This window comes from Pseudomonas thivervalensis (assembly GCF_001269655.1).
GTDB lineage: Bacteria > Pseudomonadota > Gammaproteobacteria > Pseudomonadales > Pseudomonadaceae > Aquipseudomonas > Aquipseudomonas thivervalensis.
Genome location: NZ_LHVE01000012.1, coordinates 178,100 through 198,125, shown reverse-complemented (window position 1 = coordinate 198,125; position 20,026 = coordinate 178,100). Strand labels below are relative to the sequence as shown.

29 protein-coding genes and 1 pseudogene are annotated in these 20,026 nt (G+C 53.6%); 17 read left to right on the top strand and 13 right to left on the bottom strand.

Annotation, left to right across the window (positions count from 1 at the left end; genetic code table 11):
* Nucleotides 1-106: 106 nt before the first annotated feature.
* The 3 genes from AD659_RS17275 to AD659_RS17265 all read left to right on the top strand — a co-directional run bounded on the left by AD659_RS17275 (nt 107) and on the right by AD659_RS17265 (nt 1,620).
* Nucleotides 107-559, top strand: coding sequence for a hypothetical protein (locus AD659_RS17275; RefSeq protein ID WP_153043885.1), 453 nt, complete (start codon nt 107-109; stop codon nt 557-559).
* Entirely contained in the window at nt 559-996 is a 438-nt protein-coding gene (locus AD659_RS17270; RefSeq protein ID WP_053123441.1) for a type II toxin-antitoxin system YafO family toxin, read from the top strand. The genes AD659_RS17275 and AD659_RS17270 overlap by 1 nt, the downstream gene beginning before the upstream one ends.
* Nucleotides 997-1,104: 108 nt before the next feature.
* On the top strand, nt 1,105-1,620 hold the full coding sequence (locus AD659_RS17265; protein WP_231987663.1) for a hypothetical protein: 516 nt from the start codon (nt 1,105-1,107) through the stop codon (nt 1,618-1,620).
* A gap of 379 nt (nt 1,621-1,999) precedes the next feature.
* Here the strand turns inward: AD659_RS17265 and AD659_RS17260 are convergent, their stop codons facing one another.
* From AD659_RS17260 to AD659_RS17250, 3 genes are all read right to left on the bottom strand, one after another.
* A complete protein-coding gene (locus tag AD659_RS17260) occupies nt 2,000-3,193 on the bottom strand; it encodes an IS4 family transposase (protein WP_053123440.1) in 1,194 nt (397 codons plus the stop codon).
* Nucleotides 3,194-3,395: 202 nt separating this feature from the next.
* On the bottom strand, nt 3,396-3,683 hold the full coding sequence (locus AD659_RS17255; protein WP_053123438.1) for a type II toxin-antitoxin system RelE family toxin: 288 nt from the start codon (nt 3,681-3,683) through the stop codon (nt 3,396-3,398).
* Entirely contained in the window at nt 3,673-3,960 is a 288-nt protein-coding gene (locus tag AD659_RS17250; RefSeq protein ID WP_053123436.1) for a type II toxin-antitoxin system Phd/YefM family antitoxin, read from the bottom strand. Before AD659_RS17250 ends, AD659_RS17255 begins: the two co-directional genes overlap by 11 nt.
* A gap of 373 nt (nt 3,961-4,333) precedes the next feature.
* Between AD659_RS17250 and AD659_RS17245 the strand changes: the two genes are divergently transcribed.
* A complete protein-coding gene (locus AD659_RS17245; RefSeq protein WP_053123434.1) occupies nt 4,334-4,606 on the top strand; it encodes a hypothetical protein in 273 nt (90 codons plus the stop codon).
* Nucleotides 4,607-4,819: 213 nt separating this feature from the next.
* Here the strand turns inward: AD659_RS17245 and AD659_RS17240 are convergent, their stop codons facing one another.
* Both AD659_RS17240 and AD659_RS17235 read right to left on the bottom strand, forming a co-directional pair.
* Nucleotides 4,820-5,344, bottom strand: coding sequence for a DUF2867 domain-containing protein (locus AD659_RS17240; RefSeq protein WP_053123432.1), 525 nt, complete (start codon nt 5,342-5,344; stop codon nt 4,820-4,822).
* A gap of 24 nt (nt 5,345-5,368) precedes the next feature.
* Nucleotides 5,369-6,013 carry a DJ-1/PfpI family protein gene (locus AD659_RS17235; RefSeq protein WP_053123609.1) on the bottom strand — a complete coding sequence of 215 codons (645 nt, stop codon included), beginning with the start codon at nt 6,011-6,013 and terminating at the stop codon, nt 5,369-5,371.
* A 126-nt stretch (nt 6,014-6,139) separates the two neighbouring features.
* On the opposite strand from AD659_RS17235, the gene AD659_RS17230 reads away from it, so the two are divergent.
* From AD659_RS17230 to AD659_RS17215, 4 genes are all read left to right on the top strand, one after another.
* Nucleotides 6,140-6,700: a TetR/AcrR family transcriptional regulator gene (locus AD659_RS17230; RefSeq protein ID WP_053123430.1), complete on the top strand. Its 561-nt coding sequence runs from the start codon at nt 6,140-6,142 to the stop codon at nt 6,698-6,700.
* 113 nt (nt 6,701-6,813) lie between these two features.
* Nucleotides 6,814-7,572, top strand: coding sequence for a hypothetical protein (locus AD659_RS17225; RefSeq protein ID WP_053123428.1), 759 nt, complete (start codon nt 6,814-6,816; stop codon nt 7,570-7,572).
* 201 nt (nt 7,573-7,773) lie between these two features.
* On the top strand, nt 7,774-8,319 hold the full coding sequence (locus AD659_RS17220) for a DUF4410 domain-containing protein (protein ID WP_053123426.1): 546 nt from the start codon (nt 7,774-7,776) through the stop codon (nt 8,317-8,319).
* A 135-nt stretch (nt 8,320-8,454) separates the two neighbouring features.
* On the top strand, nt 8,455-8,655 hold the full coding sequence (locus AD659_RS17215; protein ID WP_013693816.1) for a hypothetical protein: 201 nt from the start codon (nt 8,455-8,457) through the stop codon (nt 8,653-8,655).
* Nucleotides 8,656-8,685: 30 nt separating this feature from the next.
* Here AD659_RS17215 and AD659_RS17210 read toward each other — a convergent pair whose 3' ends face one another.
* Nucleotides 8,686-8,901 (bottom strand): DUF6434 domain-containing protein, encoded by a 216-nt coding sequence (locus tag AD659_RS17210; RefSeq protein WP_053123424.1) that lies wholly within the window; start codon nt 8,899-8,901, stop codon nt 8,686-8,688.
* 29 nt (nt 8,902-8,930) lie between these two features.
* Nucleotides 8,931-9,788, bottom strand: a complete 858-nt coding sequence (locus AD659_RS17205; RefSeq protein WP_053123422.1) for an AraC family transcriptional regulator — start codon at nt 9,786-9,788, stop codon at nt 8,931-8,933.
* A gap of 140 nt (nt 9,789-9,928) precedes the next feature.
* On the opposite strand from AD659_RS17205, the gene AD659_RS17200 reads away from it, so the two are divergent.
* A complete protein-coding gene (locus AD659_RS17200; protein ID WP_053123420.1) occupies nt 9,929-10,435 on the top strand; it encodes a P-loop nucleotide/nucleoside kinase family protein in 507 nt (168 codons plus the stop codon).
* A gap of 140 nt (nt 10,436-10,575) precedes the next feature.
* Complete coding sequence (locus AD659_RS17195; RefSeq protein ID WP_053123419.1) at nt 10,576-10,788, top strand: hypothetical protein; 213 nt, start codon at nt 10,576-10,578, stop codon at nt 10,786-10,788.
* Between the two features lie 151 nt (nt 10,789-10,939).
* Here AD659_RS17195 and AD659_RS17190 read toward each other — a convergent pair whose 3' ends face one another.
* The 3 genes from AD659_RS17190 to AD659_RS17180 form a co-directional block, all read right to left on the bottom strand.
* Nucleotides 10,940-11,272 (bottom strand): type II toxin-antitoxin system HicB family antitoxin, encoded by a 333-nt coding sequence (locus tag AD659_RS17190; RefSeq protein WP_053123417.1) that lies wholly within the window; start codon nt 11,270-11,272, stop codon nt 10,940-10,942.
* Nucleotides 11,269-11,523, bottom strand: a complete 255-nt coding sequence (locus tag AD659_RS17185) for a type II toxin-antitoxin system HicA family toxin (protein ID WP_053123415.1) — start codon at nt 11,521-11,523, stop codon at nt 11,269-11,271. Before AD659_RS17185 ends, AD659_RS17190 begins: the two co-directional genes overlap by 4 nt.
* Nucleotides 11,524-11,727: 204 nt before the next feature.
* Complete coding sequence (locus tag AD659_RS17180) at nt 11,728-12,612, bottom strand: LysR substrate-binding domain-containing protein (protein ID WP_053123413.1); 885 nt, start codon at nt 12,610-12,612, stop codon at nt 11,728-11,730.
* A gap of 104 nt (nt 12,613-12,716) precedes the next feature.
* On the opposite strand from AD659_RS17180, the gene AD659_RS17175 reads away from it, so the two are divergent.
* Complete coding sequence (locus AD659_RS17175) at nt 12,717-13,157, top strand: PACE efflux transporter (protein WP_053123411.1); 441 nt, start codon at nt 12,717-12,719, stop codon at nt 13,155-13,157.
* Nucleotides 13,158-13,312: 155 nt separating this feature from the next.
* Nucleotides 13,313-13,516, top strand: a complete 204-nt coding sequence (locus tag AD659_RS17170; protein ID WP_053123409.1) for a hypothetical protein — start codon at nt 13,313-13,315, stop codon at nt 13,514-13,516.
* A gap of 94 nt (nt 13,517-13,610) precedes the next feature.
* Here the strand turns inward: AD659_RS17170 and AD659_RS17165 are convergent, their stop codons facing one another.
* Nucleotides 13,611-14,594: a hypothetical protein gene (locus AD659_RS17165; protein ID WP_153043884.1), complete on the bottom strand. Its 984-nt coding sequence runs from the start codon at nt 14,592-14,594 to the stop codon at nt 13,611-13,613.
* A 301-nt stretch (nt 14,595-14,895) separates the two neighbouring features.
* Between AD659_RS17165 and AD659_RS17160 the strand changes: the two genes are divergently transcribed.
* Both AD659_RS17160 and AD659_RS17155 read left to right on the top strand, forming a co-directional pair.
* Nucleotides 14,896-15,561, top strand: a complete 666-nt coding sequence (locus tag AD659_RS17160; protein ID WP_082343579.1) for a PDZ domain-containing protein — start codon at nt 14,896-14,898, stop codon at nt 15,559-15,561.
* A gap of 90 nt (nt 15,562-15,651) precedes the next feature.
* Nucleotides 15,652-15,921: a YceK/YidQ family lipoprotein gene (locus AD659_RS17155; RefSeq protein WP_053123403.1), complete on the top strand. Its 270-nt coding sequence runs from the start codon at nt 15,652-15,654 to the stop codon at nt 15,919-15,921.
* A 122-nt stretch (nt 15,922-16,043) separates the two neighbouring features.
* Here AD659_RS17155 and AD659_RS17150 read toward each other — a convergent pair whose 3' ends face one another.
* Together AD659_RS17150 and AD659_RS17145 are read right to left on the bottom strand one after the other, a co-directional pair.
* Nucleotides 16,044-16,472, bottom strand: coding sequence for a DUF2628 domain-containing protein (locus AD659_RS17150; protein ID WP_053123400.1), 429 nt, complete (start codon nt 16,470-16,472; stop codon nt 16,044-16,046).
* 221 nt (nt 16,473-16,693) lie between these two features.
* On the bottom strand, nt 16,694-17,122 hold the full coding sequence (locus AD659_RS17145; RefSeq protein WP_053123398.1) for an HD domain-containing protein: 429 nt from the start codon (nt 17,120-17,122) through the stop codon (nt 16,694-16,696).
* 265 nt (nt 17,123-17,387) lie between these two features.
* Here AD659_RS17145 and AD659_RS29820 point away from each other — a divergent pair, with 265 nt between their 5' ends.
* The 3 genes and pseudogenes from AD659_RS29820 to AD659_RS17140 all read left to right on the top strand — a co-directional run bounded on the left by AD659_RS29820 (nt 17,388) and on the right by AD659_RS17140 (nt 19,969).
* Nucleotides 17,388-17,579: an FRG domain-containing protein gene (locus AD659_RS29820; RefSeq protein WP_231987664.1), complete on the top strand. Its 192-nt coding sequence runs from the start codon at nt 17,388-17,390 to the stop codon at nt 17,577-17,579.
* Nucleotides 17,551-17,783: pseudogene (locus tag AD659_RS29375) on the top strand (AzlC family ABC transporter permease); the annotation flags it as partial. The gene AD659_RS29820 and the pseudogene AD659_RS29375, both read left to right, overlap by 29 nt.
* Before the next feature lie 89 nt (nt 17,784-17,872).
* Nucleotides 17,873-19,969, top strand: a complete 2,097-nt coding sequence (locus tag AD659_RS17140) for an acyltransferase family protein (protein ID WP_231987665.1) — start codon at nt 17,873-17,875, stop codon at nt 19,967-19,969.
* The last annotated feature ends 57 nt before the right edge of the window (nt 19,970-20,026 follow it).

Below are 20,026 nucleotides of genomic sequence, written 5' to 3'. Positions count from 1 at the left end.
TGAGCAATTCGATAGATTTGGTGACGTTATGACAGTAGCAGCTCAAAGCAAAGGCTCTTGGTCGGGGCCGACCATCGCCATGACTATGGTTGCGGCATGCTTGGTCATGACTGATCAAATGGCGCATACGGAAGTAGCGCCAGCCAAACAGTCAACTGCAGCAGCGAAGCGGACCCAGGCGAATGTGCAGGATCTTGTGAAAAGTGTTGTTGGCGAACTGCGCAGGCTCGAAACCGACATGGGTAAATACACCAGGATTTTGTGCGAGGCAGACGTTCCAGAACGCCATCTGGAAGACCATCCTTTTGGCTTGATCGCAGACAACCTGAGGTTTGTAGAGAAGAGGCTCCGTGAAGCAGGTACTCCGGTCGGGCGCGAAAAAGAGTTCAATACGCTGCTTCGAGCTGTAGCGAAGGCGCGCTCGGTCGCGGCGATGAATGATTCCCTGATACGTCAACGCACAATCGTCCCGAATGTCATCGAGAGCGATATCGACTTGGAAGGGCTGAAGACCCTGACGACCCGCAACACGCAGCGTCTGATCGATCAAGTCGGATAGTGGTTATTCGAGTCGAAATCCATCCTGAATTGCGGGCTGATATCGAGTTGGCACTCGCAGCCCATCCTTTTGCACTAGACCAGATAATTAAAGATTTTACCGTCTGCATGGATAGCAAAGGTCAGACACTTCCCAGTTACATGGGGTGTGATCAGCCATATCACGAGCCGGCAGCGGCTCGATCCGGCCAACTTCGCCATATTCATATCGCTCTACCACCCCAAAAGTTCAGGGCTTCCGATCGGCAAGCCTACAGAAAATGCGACATAAAGCGGCCGCAGCTAGATGCCGCTTTAGTCTACGTACAGGGCGAGCTTTACGAAGACCGATACATGATCCTGGCATTCTTCGCGCCGTATGCGCACGACAAGGCGAAGGTCAATGCCGTGATGACTAGGTTTGGGGTGCTGGCTAAACAATTTCGAGACGAAAACTGAATTATGATGAAAAGCTGTTTGAGGACGCTCGGAGCTCGCCTCGCTAACAGTATAGTGATCCCCGCCGCTTGGTTATCGGGGCTTGCGACGATAGGATTCGTGTGGGGCATGATAGAGTTTTCGTCCGGTAAGCTTACCGTCGAAGGACGTCAGCTCTTCCTGGCTTCTGTTTCTATTTTTTGCCTCGCTATATGGCACTTGATACGGCGCAAGAGACGAGCAAAAGCGCTTGTAGCATCCATCAACCTAAAAGAAGGCCTGAGCCTTGACGAGACTCAGCTGCTCGCCTTTCCAAGCCCCATATTTTTTGCCTTTGACCCTTCCAACAAAAAACTCGCTCAATGCCAAAGCGCCACCGGCGATTATCAAGTTCGAGACTTCACGTGGGTAACGGGCTGGCAGTTTGAGTGGCAACAGATTGACAGCAAGGTATCGGGCGGCGTTCTTCAAATAGTCGAAGGGGCAGGCATGAGCGTTCCAGCCGACGAGATTCGACGTAGATTCATAGGATTCTCACTGGTTTTGACGGTTGCCGATCCAAGTCATCCTCCCCTCCGTTTTCCAATGAATCGGAGCGCAGCTGAAAGGTGGTGCACTCGGTGCAATGTGCTTTTCAAGTGCTGAACCCAGGAAAGCGGGGGACAGACCGATTATGAGACTGGCCGATTATAGACGGATCAAAATTGTGGTCTGTCCCCTCGGTTCCCCCGAGCCCAAGAGCATTAACGGCGTTAGCTTCCTTCCGGGAACCTTCAGTTGGTTCCGCATCACCGCGAGGTGGTGTCGAGTCCGATCGTAAGAAGCACAGCAGTGTGAGGAGCAGGATGAAGCGAAAAATGAAGCGGGACAGCTTGGACATAGTCGACACCTGAAGTTGAAGTCGACTCCTATTGTCTATATCCGCTCTCGCAGTTCCACTCAACTCGGTGTAATTACGCTGTGCCAGCTTTTGACGGTCAACAATCGAAGAAGCGAGGACAGACCCTGAGGGATCCCCACAAATCTACTCCAGGCTCTGCGCCTGATAATGCACCTCGTCACGCAGGGCCTGCTCGAGCTTTTCTAAATGCTCTCGTCCGCCAAAGTCCGTGCAGCAACGCCAATACTCCAGCCCTAAGCGCCACAACGAAAGCACCCGCCTATCTTTAAGGCTGTTGCTTTGATAACGCTGTTCCAATTTGCTTTCACGTGCCTGTAGCCCTGTCAGGAAGATGAGGTAGTTGGCCAGAGCCGCAATCAACAGCAGCGCCTCAATGCGCCGAGGGCAATGACTTCTATGCAGGTTCAGCCCCAACCCCAAGTGCTCACTTTTTACATCCCGGAAGCCTTCTTCGATCTGCATGCGCCTTTTATAAATCACGACGATTTTCGCCGGATTCCACTCACTGTGCTCCAGGTTGCTCGCCAGCAACCAGGGTTCACGTTCACGTCTGGCAGACTGACGACTGAGCTTATTTTTGGCGATTGAACCGGTGACTCGTTGATGCTTTCGGCCTTTGGCCGAGTGACGGACACAATACAAGTCGATGAAATGGGGAGCGCTACGGGTCATCTCGACACGGCCCAACGATTTGGGTGATGAAGTGGCCAGAGCATATAGGCTTTTCACTGGTTGCCAGTCAGCGCCACCACTGCGATAAAGCTCACGATTTCTTATGCGAGCCACGTAATACCAGCCCTGCGCTGCCACTGCCTTCATCCATGGACGCCGAAAACCTGCGTCAGTTACCAAGATGGGAATACAGCCGTCAGGCAGTAGTTCGGCCAGTGTGTTGAGCAATCGTTTTTGGTATGTCGGGCAACTCTCACGCTCATGCACACTTTCATAAATGGGAAATGAGCGTCCCGCCAACGGGATCGCCGCTCTCAACAAGAACGCGTCCCCTGGGGCGTCAATTCGAGACCAGTCGACCAAAATCAATGGATGTTTTAGAGAGCCCAGCAATGCTCGTAACATCACCCAGTAGAACAGTGGACGCTCTGCTCTGAGGTGCTGATTACCCAGCAATCGATCTACTCGCTTGATGGCATGTTTGGGGTAAGCCCGGCCTGGCATAGACCGTCCTAGACCTGTCAGCGTCAGACGACGGCCTTGCAGTAACGAACTGACACAACTCATCAACGTAGTCAGACGACGGGAATGGACAGAGGGAAGTGCTTGAGCGAGCGCTCTGTGTAAAAATCGGATGGCCTGCATGGGTTCGGGATCTTGTTTTTGTGTGGTGCAAACCAAGTTGCCGACTCATGCAGGTCTCTTCAATATTCCAACTTCTTGATTTCCTGTAAGAAAATTCGGGGATCCCTCAGGGACAGACCACAACTATGGGGAGGTTGAGTACAGGTGAACTCTAATCGTGGTCTGCCCCTAATTCACTCAGCGCCGGGCTTCTTTTATCTGCCTACCGATTCTTGGCCGAATCGTAAACGCTGCTTCGTTCCCGCTTGCCGACGGCCAGCACCAGGATGACAATCCGTCCATCCTCAACGCGGTACACGAGTCGGTAGCCGGCGCCGCGCAATTTGATCTTGTAGCAATCCTTCATGCCGTGAAGCGCATCTCCTGGCACTCGTGGCCCGGCCTGCCGTTCTTGGAGCTTTCGCAAGAACTGGAGGCGGATGGTGCCGTCGAGCTTGCGCAGTTCCTTCAGCGCTTTCGGATCCCACTCGACTCCGTACTCAACGGCCATTGGCGATATCTGCCTCGGCCTCGCCGATGAGATCGTCGAGAGATACTCGAACGGGTGTTTCGTTGGCATCGAGCCGTGCCTTGACCAAGTGAACCAGTTCCAGTTCGTCCAGGCGCTCAACCATCGCCTCGTACACGTTGGCAGGGACCATGTAGCCCATAACGCGGTTGTGATTCAGCACCGCCACGGGCAAGCCGTTGGCGCCGCTCAGGACGGCAGAGGGGTTCTTCTTGAGTTCGGATACGCTGACGGCCACATCGGCCAGGATATTTTGCATAGATAAGACTCCGATTTAGGTCGTTATTCTGGTCTTTTGGTGCTGTGTAGGCAAGCGTTCAGCGTTCCAATCCCTCGTTCAAAGGTTGGAGGGAGCTTGGCTGCGCCGGACGTTTTTGTTTCGGGAAAAAGGGGGGCGGGAAAAAGGGAAAAGGGGAGGGACTTTTTTGCCGCTGCGGCTTATGAGGGCTCAAACGAGCGCCGCGAAAGGCATTGACGCAAACTCCTACACAAACCTCGGAAGCCAGCGCATTGCAGCATCTGGATAGGCAACTTATTGCCTCTATATCGCCCGGATGGCGATTCGGGTTTGGCGACTCGATTGAATGAAGCGCAGAAGCTCCTGCTCCTTATCAATTGAAGAGGTACTGCTCATGACCCGATACATGCCCATCACCGGCATCGACTGCATCCCCGCAACCCTGCTCATCGACACCGAAGCGCCTCTAGATGTCCTTTTCGAAACCGCCGATTACCGTATCCGCACGGTGACCCAAGTCTTGGAAAATATCGCGTTTCGCTCGGACATCAGTTCAGACACCGTGGTGCTCACTGATTTTTGTAAATTGCTGACCACATCGTTACGCGATGGTTGTGATGTCATGGATGTGATTGGAAGACGATTGCGGGAGCAGGCGGCGGAGTAATGAAAACGGGCGACTTATAAGCCGCTCGTTCCATAAGAGGAGAACGGGGGCAGACTACGGTATGAGACGGTCCATGGTTTGTCCTCGGCGGCGCAGCCGTCGTAAACGGGTTGATGCGGTTTGTCTGTATAACCGCGCCATCCCTTTTTTTGGGGCGGCTTCGCCACCCAGCGGGAGCAAGCTCCCTCGCCACGGGGTTTGCGGCGTCGCGGCTCAGGCAGCCAGAGGCCAACCAATACGCGCTGCACGGCGCAGGCTCGCCTTAACAACCAAACGATGAAACGGGGCAATAACGAAAATGTAGGCCCGCCCCAGTCGGTTGTGGCACTGGACCACGGTTGAAAAAACCAGTTGGCGACTGCCTTCTTGCTCTGCCTCTTCAGAACACAGGATCGATATGCGGAAGTCGAGGTGCTTGTCGTCCTCTCCCAACACGATTTCAGTCTGGTTCGTGCTGTAAACCTTGAAGATTTGAATCCGATGAGCAAGTGTTGCCAGATGCCTGGCTGTCTTGAGCCCAAAACAGGCAACGACAGTGTCCCGGATTTTCATGAGCCATCCGATCCAGGATGGCTGGTGGGAAAGGACGAATCGAGCTAGCACCTCTGGATCGCTGGATGTGCCCGCAGGGAGCTGAATCGCAAAGGCGTCCGCCAGGTTCGTCGACTTGTAAAGGTGGATGACGCCGGACCTCGAGGGGACCGGCACGGACATAATGAGCTCACATTCTCGGGGCATCGGGGATCTCTTCCTGAGTTCTAACTACCAATTAGATGACATGCCATGTCGCATTTCTTGTTGGGGCGCGCCCACTTCTCCTTGTCGGATACTGAGCCCGATCAATACATCATAGAACGCTTGCTGCCCGGCAGGCAGAACAGGAAGCAATGTCGCACGGCGCTTGTCGGCATCGAACCAGGATTCAACCAACCATCCCACCAGATAGAGCGCCGAAAGGCATCCGCCAGCAGTTGCAACGTTGCCCTGGCATACAAGAGGTTGATCCACGGGCTCAAGTCCCAGGGCTTGCAAGCCCGATCGTGCATCCGGGTGTGTCGTTGCTCGGCCGCTGAGCAGCCCAAGCCGTTGGAGAATGAAAGCGCCGGCGCAGATGGAGCCGATTCGCTGGCGTTTGGGGTCAAGTTCAAACGACGGCAGGAAATCCGGGGAGGCCAGTGCGGCGGGTATTCCTTCCTTGCCGCTGGCGAACAATACCGCGTCGGCACTATTGGCCTCGGAAAGCGGACCGTGCACCGAAACAGGCAGGCCATGCGCCGATCGTACGACAGGGCTGGAACCCAATATTCGGACGTGCCAGTCCTCGGTGTTGCGGCCTAAGATGTCCCACATCAGGAATAGGTCGATATCGGTGAATTGGTCGAAAGCAACCAGGACGATTTTCTTCAAGGCGAGCTCCATGAAAAGTGCTGGCGTGCAAAACGCAACGGCCATCTTTGCTGGTGTTCGCAGGGTATCGATCGGTTGCGCGCCATACACAGCCTGTATGGCAATAAATAAGGAGCGAAATAACGGATGGAAAAACTAACGCGTCACCATTGGATCGCGGCTGGTTTCGAGGCCCTCGACCAGACAGGGCATATTGGCGTGTCAGCCGAGAGTCTATCGCGCCGATTGAATGTGACCCGCGGATCGTTCTATCACCATTTCCGCAATCGCGAAGACTTTGTTCGCACCTTGCTGGCCGCTTGGGAAGAAGACTACACGGAGCGCATGCTCGCTTTTGCGGCCCAGGGTCGTAGCGCGGGCGAAATCTTGAAACGCTACTTGAGTGTTGCCGCTGAGAAACAACCTGGGCGAGAAGTTTCCATCCGAGCCTGGTCGCTGCACGATCCGTTGGTAGGCGAGTTTCAGCAGCGTGTTGACACACGACGATTGGACTTCGCGATACGGACGTGTCGTCGCTTGGCCCATAGGCCAGGCGAAGCAGAAGTGATGGGGCAGGTGGCCCACTTGTGCTTGATTGGGGGGCAACAGGCAGGGCTGCGGCGTGATGCCGCTCGTTTCAACCGTTTCGTGCATCGAGCCTTTTCGCTTTTCGAAGGGGTTCTTTCACCGTGGCGGTCCAGGTCGTGAGAAGAAATGAGCAGGGGGGTGCCTGACCTGATAGCGTTGTGGGAAAAGGCCAGGAATGAGCTGCGAATGGGCAAGCCATGTGTTTCGATGTCTATTCGGGATGAGGACCGATAATGCCGTACAACTACACGAACGGCCGGTACTTGGTCTTCAAAGGCCGGGGCAGCGATGGGGCGCCCTTGGGGCGGCTTCATCAGGACGGAATAGTTCGAAATCTTCAGGGTGAGCCGCTGTATTACGTAAACACGGACGAACATGCGTTCAGTTCGGTCGATTTTATCTTTCAAGGCGGTATACAAAAATGTAGCGGCACGTTTTATGTGCTCGGCGACAAAGTTCTTTTCACATTTTCCGAGATGACGGTTAAGCCACAGGGAAACGAGACCGAGGAGGAGGCGCTTCACAGGGAATTCAAAAAAAGGGCGTTAAGTTTGGCAGGGCAGATCGTCCAGGCGAAAAATGAAATGGTGCAGGCACGCTTGGATATGGCCTGGTCCAATTTAAATTTTTTCCGCCGTTTTCGTGCCTTCTTGACGAGCCGAGCCCGTAGGGAGCGAACATCAGCAGGGTGGCGTTACAGTGGGTTGGAAAGTGCTCATGAGTTCAAATCGGAGTCTGTCCCCATCTCCTCATCGTCACTCGCGACAATGGTTTTGTGGGCTGCGGACGCAAGGAAAGCGCGGGCAGACCACGATTATGAGGCGGTCCGATTACACGTGAACTCAAATCGCGGTCTGTCCTCAGCCTTCTGGTTTCCGCCGATTGCGGTGGGTTCTATAGCGGCACTTGCAGGAGGTCCTCGTCGTAACTTGCGCTGGGAAAACATCCAGTCAATCTATACTCAGCGTTTTGCCCGGACACTTGCCAATTGATTGGGACTTAAATGAAAAGGTATTTTGGCCGCAGATAATGTACGCAATATCGAGGGCTGTCCCAGTTGTTCTGATTCCCGCCCTTGGCTCGTAGCAGCGAAGCAATGGTGCTAAATTCTGCGCGTCCAGCGTGTGGGCCCATCTGGCTCGGCGGGGATATTTAACGCCTCTCTCAACCGATTTTGTGGATATGGAAATTCAATGAACACACCTAAGCTTTCGATTGCGCTGTCCTGTGCTGTTGCAGTTTTGATGTTGAGCGGATGCGCTGCCTCTGTAAAAAGCGGCGGGACTGAAACGCTCGTCATTCAGGAGTCAGCCAAGCAGAACCTGATCGTAAACTTTGAGGGGAATAGCAAGGTTCAACAAAACGAGGACTGGCCTCGCTTGAAGCGGGAGTGGAATGACGCTCTGCAAGTCGAAGCGACTCGCGCCGGTTACAGGCTTACAGAGGCTCAGGCATCAAGCCAGGCAAGCAAGGACGGTGTTGGTATCAAGATCAACGTGACCAATTTTCGTTACCTGACCCCAGGCGCTCGTTACGGAGCAGGGGTCATGGTGGGGAATGCGTGGGTCAATTCCAGTGCAGATTACTCGGACTTGAAATCGGGTCGCCTGATTGGAACTCGCACCTATGACACCTCGTCGTCTGCTTGGGAAGGCGTCATGTCGGCCATGACCCAAGAGCAGGTTCAGGCTATTTCTCAGAAAATCATAAGTGACATCAAGAGCGCAAAAGCCAAGTAGTGCGATCCTGGGTTTGCCAGTGTTGGTTAACCGGGGCATCGGCGGTGAAAGGTGTGGAACTCCAGCCTAGCGTTCTGCCGCGCGATGTATTCGCGTCGAAGCTGATGAAACAACGCGCCCGAGGACGACTAATCAATGCCAAAGAAACTTCAGGAAAGCAAAGCAGCGACGGCTGCTGACATTGAGCGCTCCATCCAGGCACTGAACAAAATGGCAGAGCGCCTCTGGGGCGACGGTCGGGAAGCTGAGGCGAAAGCCCTGCTCGATGCCTTGGATGCTTTAAACAGGGCGCTCGACAGGATCCGGATTGGGGAGAGTCGCAGGGTTCTTCATTGAGCATCAGAGTGCTTACGAGATGCCCGCTCATCAACGGTCATCGCGATTGCGCAGCAGCCACTCATCGACGGCGTCTCCGAGCGTTTTAGGGGCGCCATCACGTATCCAGGCCATGAAGTCTCGGTCAAATTTAAAGTTGTCGCCGCAGTGCTCCACCATGAATCGGCGGACGTTCTGTGTGTTTCGATAATCCTTGCAAACTGGCGTATCTCTTGTGAGCTGATCACTGTGCCAATTAAAACTCATGGGGCGGGCTCCGTACTGGATGGTCAGACCTATAAATCCATGACACCGGATGCTTGACGTCTTGCAAGCGGTATCCACACGTCCACGTAACCCTTCCCTCGGGAGGGTTCGAAATCCGCGCTGTACTGCTCGAACTCAGGCGCGTCGGCTATCTCATATTCAGACTCAGGCAACCAGTGATTGAAAATGGTGAAGAACGTCTGATGGATCGTCGAGATATGGCCTTGGTGTCGAAACACACCATAGTTTTGCTGCGGCACCCTGAAATAACGAAAAGCCGGAGGAAGACTTTCTACGCAGGACACTTCTGTGCCGGCAATGTATTCAAAACTACCGTCCAGTCCAGGATTACAGCACAGGCCATAGCTCCAGTTGTTGACCTGATCGGGGACCCGTCCCAGGTAGTGGGAAAACGCTTGCCACAAACCGACGATGCCTTCGTTCTTATCGAAGGTAAAACGATCTCCCATACCCGCGATGAAAAACGCTGCCCTGGTTTCAAAGCGAGGTTCGGAGAGTGTTATGAGCTTCCTTTCTTTCATACGTAAAGGCTCCACTAGCGAGAGATGTTCATCCTCGTGCCCACGCACTTGCTTCGGTGTGACTCCAAACAGATCGCAGAAGGCGCGCGTAAACGCTTCATGGGAGCCGTAGCCGGCATCCAGCGCTACTTGCAGAATGTCCGGCGCGCCTCGACGCAAGGCCAGTGCTGCTTGGCTCAACCGCCGAGCACGGATGTACCGCATCACCGACCAGCCCGTCGACAGCGCAAACAAACGGGCCAAGGCAAAGGGAGACAGGTTGCAATGGCGCGCGACACGTCCCAGATCGAGTTGGGATCCCAGCTCCAACTCGATGTACCACAGGGCCCTCTCGATATTCAGCATGACGGTCTCCATGAATGCTGAAAGCGACGTTATCAAATGCATGGGGAGAACATTTGATCGTTCTTGCGGTTTTTGCTTTCTACTGCCGTATGACGGGCTGCTGCCTACACTGGATTAACTCATTCATTCAAGGAACTGGAATGCTCATTGTTTTCAGCGGCCTGCCCGGCACCGGAAAAACGACTATCGCTAATGACCTCGCCGCTACGACAGGTGCCGTGTACGTGCGGATCGATACGATTGAACAGGCGATTCGGAACTCTGGCGCGCTTGCGCAAGATGTCGGGCGCAGTGGCTACATGGTCGCCAATGAGCTGGCCCTGAGTAATCTTCGTTTGGGGCACACGGTTGTCGTTGATTGTGTCAATCCAGTCCTCGACAGCCGAACCGCGTGGAGCGAAGTTGCCTCACGGGCGGGTAGTCGGTTGGTAAATATCCAAGTGATTTGCTCCGATAAACATGAACATCAGCGCCGGGTAGAAACGAGGGAAGGTGACATTCCCGGGCTGACGCCACCCACCTGGCAGTCTGTACTGGATCATGAATATGAGCCATGGGACGAAGCTCCGTTTTGCATAGACACAGCCATGGCCTCTGCGGCGCAGGCGATCTCGATGATCATCAAGCGATTTCTGTCCACGGAGTAGGATTGGGACCGGTAGAAGGTTGGCTTCGAAATGAATTGACCGGCGGTCCGACCGTTTGGAATTACCGCCGCCGGGGGGACTCCATTCATCGAGGAATATGTATTCCTCAATGGCGGTGAACACCGCCCGAGGCAAATGGAATGACGTCGTTCGAAGAATTCAGGGCCACATCCCATGAGCTTCTCAAAGAGCTGGATGCCGCGACGATTAAGATGATGATGTTGGTTTCTGCGAAAGAGGTATCCGGTCCTTTTTGGGAAGATGCCGCCCAACGGCATCATGACGCTGTAGACGCCTGGCATTCCTTTCTCAATATCCCTACGGATTTCGCGGCGAGTCCGCCTCTTCCTTGAGGGCGAGGAAAGAAGGGGCGCGAGTCGCGCTCCGCTGTTCTACTGCGCTGAAGGCGCTACAGGGATCCGTTGTGCTCGGACGGCCACAGATTCAGAGGATGGATTTTCCTTCTTGGCCTGGGGTGGGCTGGCAGGAACATCCGGTTTATCGTCAGGCGTGTGCTGCGCGCTCAAACACCTCGTCGGCCCATTGGTTCAGGCTCTTGCCAGCAGCTTGGGCGGCAATGGTCGCGGCAGCATGCACTTCAGGACGAATGCGCAGCATCACCTTTCCAGAGGCAGGCTTCTCGGGGCTTACCCCTTGTTCGACACAGTCCGCCAAATAATCCTCGATAGCACTAGCAAGTTCGGCGCGCAGTTCTGTCACTGAGGCGGCGTGAAAGCTGATGATGTCACGTACTCCCAGAACTCGACCGACGAAGATGTCGTCACGCTCATCAAACTCAACACGGGCTGTGTAGCCCTTATAGGTCATGCTGTTCATAGTTCAACTCCTGCCCGCTGGAGAAATTCTCGAGCTTCTTCTACCTGATACTTCTTGGCTTCCTTTCCAGGATGCGGCCGATGGCAGCGCCACTGGGTCTCTCGTAACACGAGCTTGACCCGCGATCCTTGGCGCTCCAGTATCTGGCCGCCCAAATGAACGACTAAGGCCTCAATGTCAGCAAACACTACTGCCGCGCTGGTTGGCGTGCGGTAGATCGCTTCTAGGATTTTCCGGTGCCTGTTCTTCATTTCGCTCATGCTATCAAAAAAAGATAGCAGGATCCTATCAGTACAAATCCACCAAGGCTTGGACCAGAGACGAGATTTTCATTTCTGCCTTTTTCTAAAGGAACAAATCTGTCCATACCCTACGCTCTGATGCGGCTTCCTATGCAGGGATCCAAAAAGCCGCTCTTTAATCGGACAGCAAACGATCTTTCATGCTGATCCAATTCAACCAATACTCCACCCCAACAACCACTCACTAAAAGCCCGCACTTCCACCTGCCGCTCCCGCCCCGGCACGCACACCACCGTATATCGCGCGCCCGCCAAACGAACCTCAGGCCGGTAATCAATCAACTCCTCCCGCGCAACCGCGTCGGCAACCAGCACATTGCTGGCGAGCACCAGCCCATGCCCGGCGATCGCCGCTTGCAGGGCGTGCTGTTCCTCGTCATAACGCCGAAAACGCGCATTTTCCAGCCAGCCCAGGGTGCCGGCCTTGGCGCACCATGCCGGCCAGTCGACCGCCACCTTGGCGCTGCTCAGCCATGGCACGTCGATCAGTTCAACAGGCGAGCCCGCTGCGGGTGGTTGCCAGCCGGGGCGGCGATACACACCGAAATACTCGTCCAGCAAAGGCTGTTCGAACAGCTGTGGATCCGGCGTGAACAGGGCGCGGATCGCCAGGTCGATGCTGGCGTCACGTCGCAGGTCCACTACGTCGTTGCTGCTGTGCAGGCTGACGTCGATCTCCGGGTGCAATCGATGGAAATCCCCGAGCCGAGGGATCAGCCACAGGCTGGCGAACGCCGGCGTAGTGCTCACCACCAGCGACTGGGCGGCACACAAGGGCGACAGTATTTGCAGGCCCTGTTGGATATCGAGCAGGGCGCGGTGCATGTAAGGGTGAAGGCGCTCGCCGTCGGCGCTCAGGCGCACGTTTTGACTGGAGCGTTCGAACAGGCGCACACCCAGGAAGGCTTCAAGGCTTTTAACCTGATGGGAGATCGCCGCCGGGCTGACATTCAGTTCCTGGGCCGCGGCCTTGAAGCTGCCCAGCCGTGCGGCGGACTCGAAGCCGCGCAAGGCGGTGAGGGGCAGTTTGGCGAACATGCGGGTGGGTTACTCAGGTTGAGCGTGGCTCAATTTAGCTCAATTGTGCGCAGGGGCTCAACTTGCCAGGCTGTGGTCTTCCAACCCAGCCAAGGAGCCCAGCGATGCAAGGCACACCCCGTAAAATCCTCCAGGCCATCCTCTATGAAGCCGGTGGTGTGCTGTTCGTGGCACCGGCGCTGGCGCTGACCTACGAACAAGGGATGGGCTATTCAACCCTGCTGTCCCTGGTGATTTCTGCCGTCGCGCTGGCCTGGAACATGCTTTTCAACGGCCTGTTCGAATGGTGGGAGCGCCGCCAACCCAGCCGCCATCGCAACTGGCAGCGACGGTTGCTCCATTCCTTGGGATTTGAAGGCGGCTTGACGCTGATCCTCACGCCGGTGATTGGTGCGTGGTTGGGCATCAGCCTGTGGCTGGCGCTGGTGACGAACCTGGGGTTGTTTGTGTTTTTCTTTTTCTACGCGCTGGTTTTTCAATGGGGGTTTGATCGAGTATTTGATGTGCCGCTTTCGGCGCAGGCTGATCAGACGCTCGGTGTCTGACGTCGACGCGCCTTGAATCAGTTGCTCAGAAGCTTGGGCGCATCTTGATGCACTGTTCGCTGTCGCTTTTTCCCATTTTGAGGGTGGTGCCACTCTTTTGCCTTCATTTTGGTCGGCGTATGGGGTATTTTGATGCGCTCAAAAAAGGAGCTGTCATGGGTAAGCTGTTGTACGTAATCGTTTTAATCGCAGTAGCGGGATTCTGCTACAAATTCTACTCCGCTAACCAACAAGTGCAGCAAAACGCGTTCAGCTGCCTGAAACTCCAGATGGCGGAGCAGGATAAATGCTTTGAAGCCGTCGGGCGCCAGGCTGCTAATCTGGAGAAGGCGGCCAAGGCTATGACTGGACAGAACTGATCTGTCGTTATAAGCGAGTCAAAAACAATTAACGAAAAGCGGGGGCGGAACAAGCCCCCGATGCTCTTGCATTCGATCCCTTTTTCTCAAATATTCAGAATTGTGCATTAGACCCAGCTGCTTGAAGTATGGATTTGCAATATGAAACGATGACCCTGTCGGCTTCATTCAGCGGACGTCCGCCTTTGGAAATGATACGTCCGTCAGGCAGTTGAGACCATGAGTCGCTTTCGCCCAAGTTCATGTTTCGTTTGGCATATTCATTCAAGCGTTCAAGGCACATGTAGGGGAGGTCATTAGTTGTCAGGACGGCTGTAATGATTTTTTGAGTGGCGTCTGCCGTTATTTGAGATGTACCATTTACTGGTGTTCCAATCCCCCCTGAAGTTGTACCACTGACTGAATTGTTTTTGTTTTCATCGATAATCTTCTTGAGCTCTGCTTCTTTTCCGGTTAATTCAGCTACCTTCGTCTTGGCTGCGTCAGAAGGTGTATCGGTCACCGCTTTTTTTGCAGTCGCCAGCTCGCTCTGAACGGCGGTCAACTCTTGCCGCTGGGCTGCCAACCCTGCGACTGATGCGCTGCCGGAGGACGCTAGATACACAGCCGGAGCAATTGCTCCCTGGTTCAGTTCTTCCACGGCTGCTAATGCCACCGAGTAACGCTGGAGTCTTGCCAGGAAAAAATTATATTGTGCATCATCAAGCGTGTCGTTCATGCGAGCTTCGCAAAGTCGATAAAATTCGTCTCTGAAGAGCTGAATGTTCTTTGATCTGACGCCAATGTAGGCTGCCGAAGTTTGTACCGCGGCTGCCAATTCCGCCTTGGCTCTATCGCTCAGAGCGCCGGAGGCAGCGAGTTGAGCTGCATAGGCTTGCATTGCATCAGGGCTCGGTTCCGCACAAATGGTGTCGTTGCCGCTTATAATTGCTCTCTGGTTAATATCTATAAATACGGACTTTTGCCTTTCTTTGGCTATTTGAGGAAGCTGGAAGTCATGGGTTCTATAGATGCTGTTCCAGTTTGCATTGCAGCCACTTAAGAGTAATGCAGCCATTATCAATGGTAGTGTTTTCATCTGCTGCTCCCTTGCATTGTTTTTTTGGATATCGCTAGGGCTCAGAGTAGTCGCGCCTGTGTATTCTGCCATTCTTTTCAAGAGATTAAGGAGTTATAGGTACGAGTGTTTAAAATGCTGACAGATATGTATCGCCTACTTAACACTTGGCTGGGCTTGGGAAGGTGTCGGCGTAAGTCGCCATGGAATTTATCGGTGGGTCTGATCCTCTTGCCCAAGAGCACGATAAGTATTGGACAGACGCATGGCAAAACAGTAGCGTTCAACCCCCAACTCAAAAACTCCACCATCAGGGATGGCTATGTCATTCAGACTCGTTTCGCTAATGGCAACCGCTTCCCCGTTGCTCGTGGGTTGTATCTTTCTGCCCATGGGCGCAGAGGAAAAGGCGAAGTACGCCGAATATCATCGGACTACCGAGTCTCCTGCGACCTATGAGGCCATGGACTGCAATACGTTGTTGATTACTCGGGACAGCTATGACCAGTACCCCACGCCTCGGACAGAAAGAATCAGGCAAGTGATTCATCAAGTGGTCGCTCAGCGAGACTGTTCTCGTCATAGCGCAACGCAGCCAAGCGTTGTCGCCAGTCCTGTTCCCTCTACGACAGCAGCGCCAGCCCCGATACCTGCCCAAAGCAATGCCGCTCCCATGCCTGTTGCGGCTGGACACCTAGGGGCGCATCTCGGCGCAGTCACGCCTGCTGTTGTAAAGAGCTTCGGTTTGCCTTCCGCGAAAGGGGTGCTGGTGTTTGGTCCGGAACCAGGCGCCGATGCCACGAAAATGGGGCTTTTGGCGGGGGATATTATTTTGGAGATCGCCGGCGCGGCGGTGAACAACCCTTCCGAGGTTACGGCCATCATCGGTCGCATGACGCCGGGTGACAGCGCCTCTATGAAGGTCTGGCGCTATCGGGCAGTGGCCGACGTCCGGGTCGTTGTTTCTGACGGGAGTACGGCGCACTGACGCAAAACGTATAACTTAGTCGCCCGTGTCACAGGGCTTGGAGTAGAGTGCGGATGGCTCTTCTTCCGGCCCGTATTCGTGAGTGACTGCATGAAACCGTTCTTAAGTATGTTGGCCGTTGTTCTACTGGCAGGTTGTTCGACGCTCTCTGAAACCTTCGATGATCGCCCACGTTGTGGTCCTCATCCGTATTGCGGGTCCTCCACCGACATTGAAGTGATCAAGGCCGCAACGGACGAAAATGCCGGGGTGTTTCGTGCCTTGGTGCCATTGGCATTGATTGACCTGCCGTTCAGCTTGGTCGCCGATACGCTATTTCTGCCGTATACCTTGTTTGCTAAAGAACCGACTCGGGATTAGTCGGACCGGGGGAGACTTCGCAGGCCTGCAGACTGGGCTATCCAAATCCCCACGACTCGGAAACAACGAGCCCGCACACTCATCATGACGAGGTGCGGGCTCTTGATGACCCAAGCCTGCAATCAGAGACGCATACCTTTGAACGGATTCCAGCCTTGTTCGCCTTTCACTTCCTTGAGGTAGTACGCGTAGTTGGCCATCAGCGTGTACATCATCGACATGGCGATGCTCAGGCCCGTGCTCAACGGCCGCGGAAACTCCATACCGATGATGGCGAAAATCACGCTCAAGGCGATGTTGATCGCCACGAAGATACCCAGCAGGGCCAGGTTCTTCTTCCAGAGACCCAAAACAAACAGGTAGATAGGACCGAAGAAAAACGCGATCACATTGGCGTTGATGAGGATTTTCTTCTTGAAGCCAGGCAGCTTCTTGAAGGCTTCCTTGTAGCGCGGGTCGTTTGGCGCACCGTAGGTGTCAAAGAAGTCGAAGCGTTCCTGCCATTTGGCGCTGTATTTGCCAGTGCTTTGTACTTGTTCAGTCGTGCTCATTTTCAAGGCTCCTGTTTTCCATAAAAAGTTGTCTTTCTTCCAAGAAATCCTGCGCTCTGGTTTTAGAGCATTGGTTGCTTTGGTTTAGTCGAAGATTCGAGCGAGTTGTCTGGGGCGTTTATTTTGCCGCTTTATGAGCGTTGATGTGGAACATTCCGCATTGGCAGCTTGAGCGGTCGCTTGGTCTGTGACGCGCTTCACTCTATTTGTTTCAAGGGGGCCTACTGCTGCAAGGCCGTCAGGTAGTCAGTCGCCTTGCGGTACTTTTCCATTCGATCCAAGTCTTTCTGGCTTGGCTTGTTCATGCGAGACAAATCGCTGTTTTCCGCAAGGTCCGCCAGCTTCACTCGACGCGCTAACGGGTCGCGTGCAGCCCGCTCGATAAAGGCCTGGTAAGTCTCGCCTTCGCATTTGGTGAGCGCGTCGATTGCGCCCAGGACCGCTTCGCTGAAGCCTTCATTGCGCAGGTCGGCGAGGGTTGTCGTGGTGTCTTCGACCACGTCATGCAGCACCGCCACGATGCGCTCTTCGTCATGGGCCAGGCGCAGCATGACCTTCAGTGGGTGCAGAATGTAAGGGGCGCCGCCCTTATCCACTTGCCCTTCATGGGCCAGCGCGGAAATCGATATGGCTTTTTCAAGGGTGCTCATGACATCACCTGTAGCGTGGTGGCAATTTGCTGCTGTTCCGGGTTGACTGACGTCGTTTTGCCTGGGGAAATGAGGCAAGGTACGCGTTTGACGCAGGCTTTACTATTTGTTGTTGTGTCGAGTCTGACTGAGTACATCGACGCAGTTAAGAAGCTCAATAAAGAATCCGATACGGTCCACGGCTCGGTTTATCGAGGCCAAGGCAACGCGAACTGGGGATTAATGACGTCTCTGGCCCGGAGCCCCAAAACCAGATCAGGGGATTTTGATCTCCAGGGCCACTAAGGCTTTCAGGAAATTCAACGCCGAGCGCCACGCCTATCATCAACTGTCCTCCCTCAATGATTGGGATGTGCTCGCGCTTGCCCAGCACTACGGCATGCCCACTCGCTTACCTAAGGCTCGGCGGGGAAGCAGCCCCGCCGAATTTGGCTACTGTGCAAACGGGCTTGAGTGATATATCAGTCGTGTTCATGAGCACACTGGTTGATGCTGGCGCTTATCGATTGCCGCGCTGGACCTTTGGGAACAACACGTCCCGGTCGTTCGGCTGATGATCACTGTTTTCGCTATTAACGCCCGGGATCTGTTGATGGGCGCGACGCTTTACCCGTGGCTGCGGAAGTTACCCATTGCCAAACGCCACGGTGTCATGCTGGTGGACTATGAGCTTTGAGTAGGTGATGATTACGCGGCTGGGTAAACCCCTTGCACATGACACGCCACAAGACGTCTATTAATAGTTAATAGATGCATAAATATCAAGGATTCCAGTATCTGGATTATATGGACATAGAACGGATAGAAGCGCTGGCAACAAGGACGACAAACTTGAGTTATCCTGGTTATCGTCCTGATATTGATGGGCTGAGAGCAATAGCAGTGCTCCTTGTTGTTGGGTTTCACGCGTTTCCTTATTGGGTTAAAGGTGGGTTTGTTGGGGTCGATGTTTTTTTTGTGATCTCTGGTTTTCTGATCTCAACGATTATTTTCAATGGGTTGGATTCGGGGGGGTATAAGTTTATCGATTTTTACAATCGTCGAATTAAACGGATTTTTCCGGCGCTATTGTTAGTGTTGATTAGCAGTTTTGTGTTTGGGTGGTTCGCTTTGCTGGCGGACGAATTCAAGCAGTTGGGTAAGCACATGGCAGGCGGGGCTGGCTTCGTAGCTAACATCGTTTTGTGGAGTGAGAATGGTTACTTTGATGGCGCGGCAGAAACCAAACCCTTGCTGCATCTCTGGTCTCTGGGCGTTGAGGAGCAGTTCTACATCGCCTGGCCTTTTTTATTGTGGGCCGCGTGGAAGAAAAAACTTAATCTGTTATCTATCACTGCGTTGGTTGTATTGATTTCGTTTTATCTGAATATTAGTAAGACGCAGGCTGATGTTGTCGCTGCGTTCTACTTGCCGCAGACCCGCTTTTGGGAGCTGCTGGCGGGTTCGGTCATGGCTTATATTACGCTTTATAAGTCGCAGGCGGTTATGAGGGGGCGATTGAAAGTCGATGGTTGGCTCGGATCATTGATCAACACGGAGGCACCCGATGCTGATGGCAGGACATTGTGCAATTTCCAATCCGTCTTGGGCATGATTTTCATTGCAGTGGGTGTGTTGCTCATCACTAAAGAGCAAGCATTTCCTGGGTGGTGGGCGCTGTTACCTGTGGCTGGAGCAGTACTTATAATTTCGGCTGGGCCGATGGCATGGTTGAATCGGGTTGTGTTGTCGAACCGGCTGCTGGTTTGGTTCGGATTGATTAGTTTCCCGTTGTATCTCTGGCATTGGCCGATACTCTCCTATCTTCGAATTATTGAAGGGTACACACCATCGCGCGAACTGAGGATTATGGCTGTTGGATTGGCCATTGTCTTAGCCTGGTTGACCTATGAGTTCATTGAAAAACCTATGCGCAACGGCAAAGGTGAGTCGGTTAAGGTAGGCGTTTTGCTCGTGCTGATGGTTGCTATGGGCTATGTAGGCTACTACAGCTATTCGCGGGACGGGTTGACGTTTCGCGAAAATATAAAAAGCATGAATCGAGTCAGTGGAGAGTTTGTAGGTCCATTGTGGCGGTTTACGAAAAATGAAGCCTGTATGCAAAGGTATCCACTCAAAGGTTCCGAGAAATACGGATGGTGGTTCTGCATGCTAAGCAAAGATCAAGCACCCACGCTTCTACTTTTGGGAAACAGCCATGCGAATGAACTTTATGCAGGTCTTTCGCTAAACCCGAGCTTCAGTCGCCACAGTATTTTATCAATAGGTACTTGTGATCCTGCGTGGATAGACGAAACCAAAAGCGTGCAGGCTATCCCGGGTTACGAATACCACCCCTGTGCTGGCTTTCGCCATGCGGATCAACAAAAACTCATTAATAGTGTGATTGAGTCGGGCAGTCTGAAGTTTGCAATCATTGATGGCTTGGCTAAAGTTATTGATGAAGACTACATTGCTCGTTTGAAAAAGCGAATTGATTTTCTCGAAAAAAATAACGTGAAGGTTATTGTTTTTACACCGCACATTACAATTGGTTACGATATTAAGAGCTGCTTTTCCAGACCTTTCAAGAAGCCATCGAATGATTGTAAGGTCAGTATGGAGGAGCGGGATAAAATGGTGGAAAAGCTCACGCCTTTGGTGATATCACTTTCGAAGTCCAACCCGAATGTTGCCTTTTTCGACCAAAACAGCTTGTTCTGCTCGGCGAGTGAGTGTTCTATGATTCGTGATGGCATGCCTTTGTTACGGGACGTGTACAGTCATATATCCGAGTATGGCAGTGTCGTGATCTCGAATATTTTCCACGAGTGGGCACTGAAAAATGTGCCGGAAGTGGTTCAGTGAACTCATTAATTAACTTCAAGGGATTGGATTCTGAGGCAAGTCCCACGTACTGCCTGC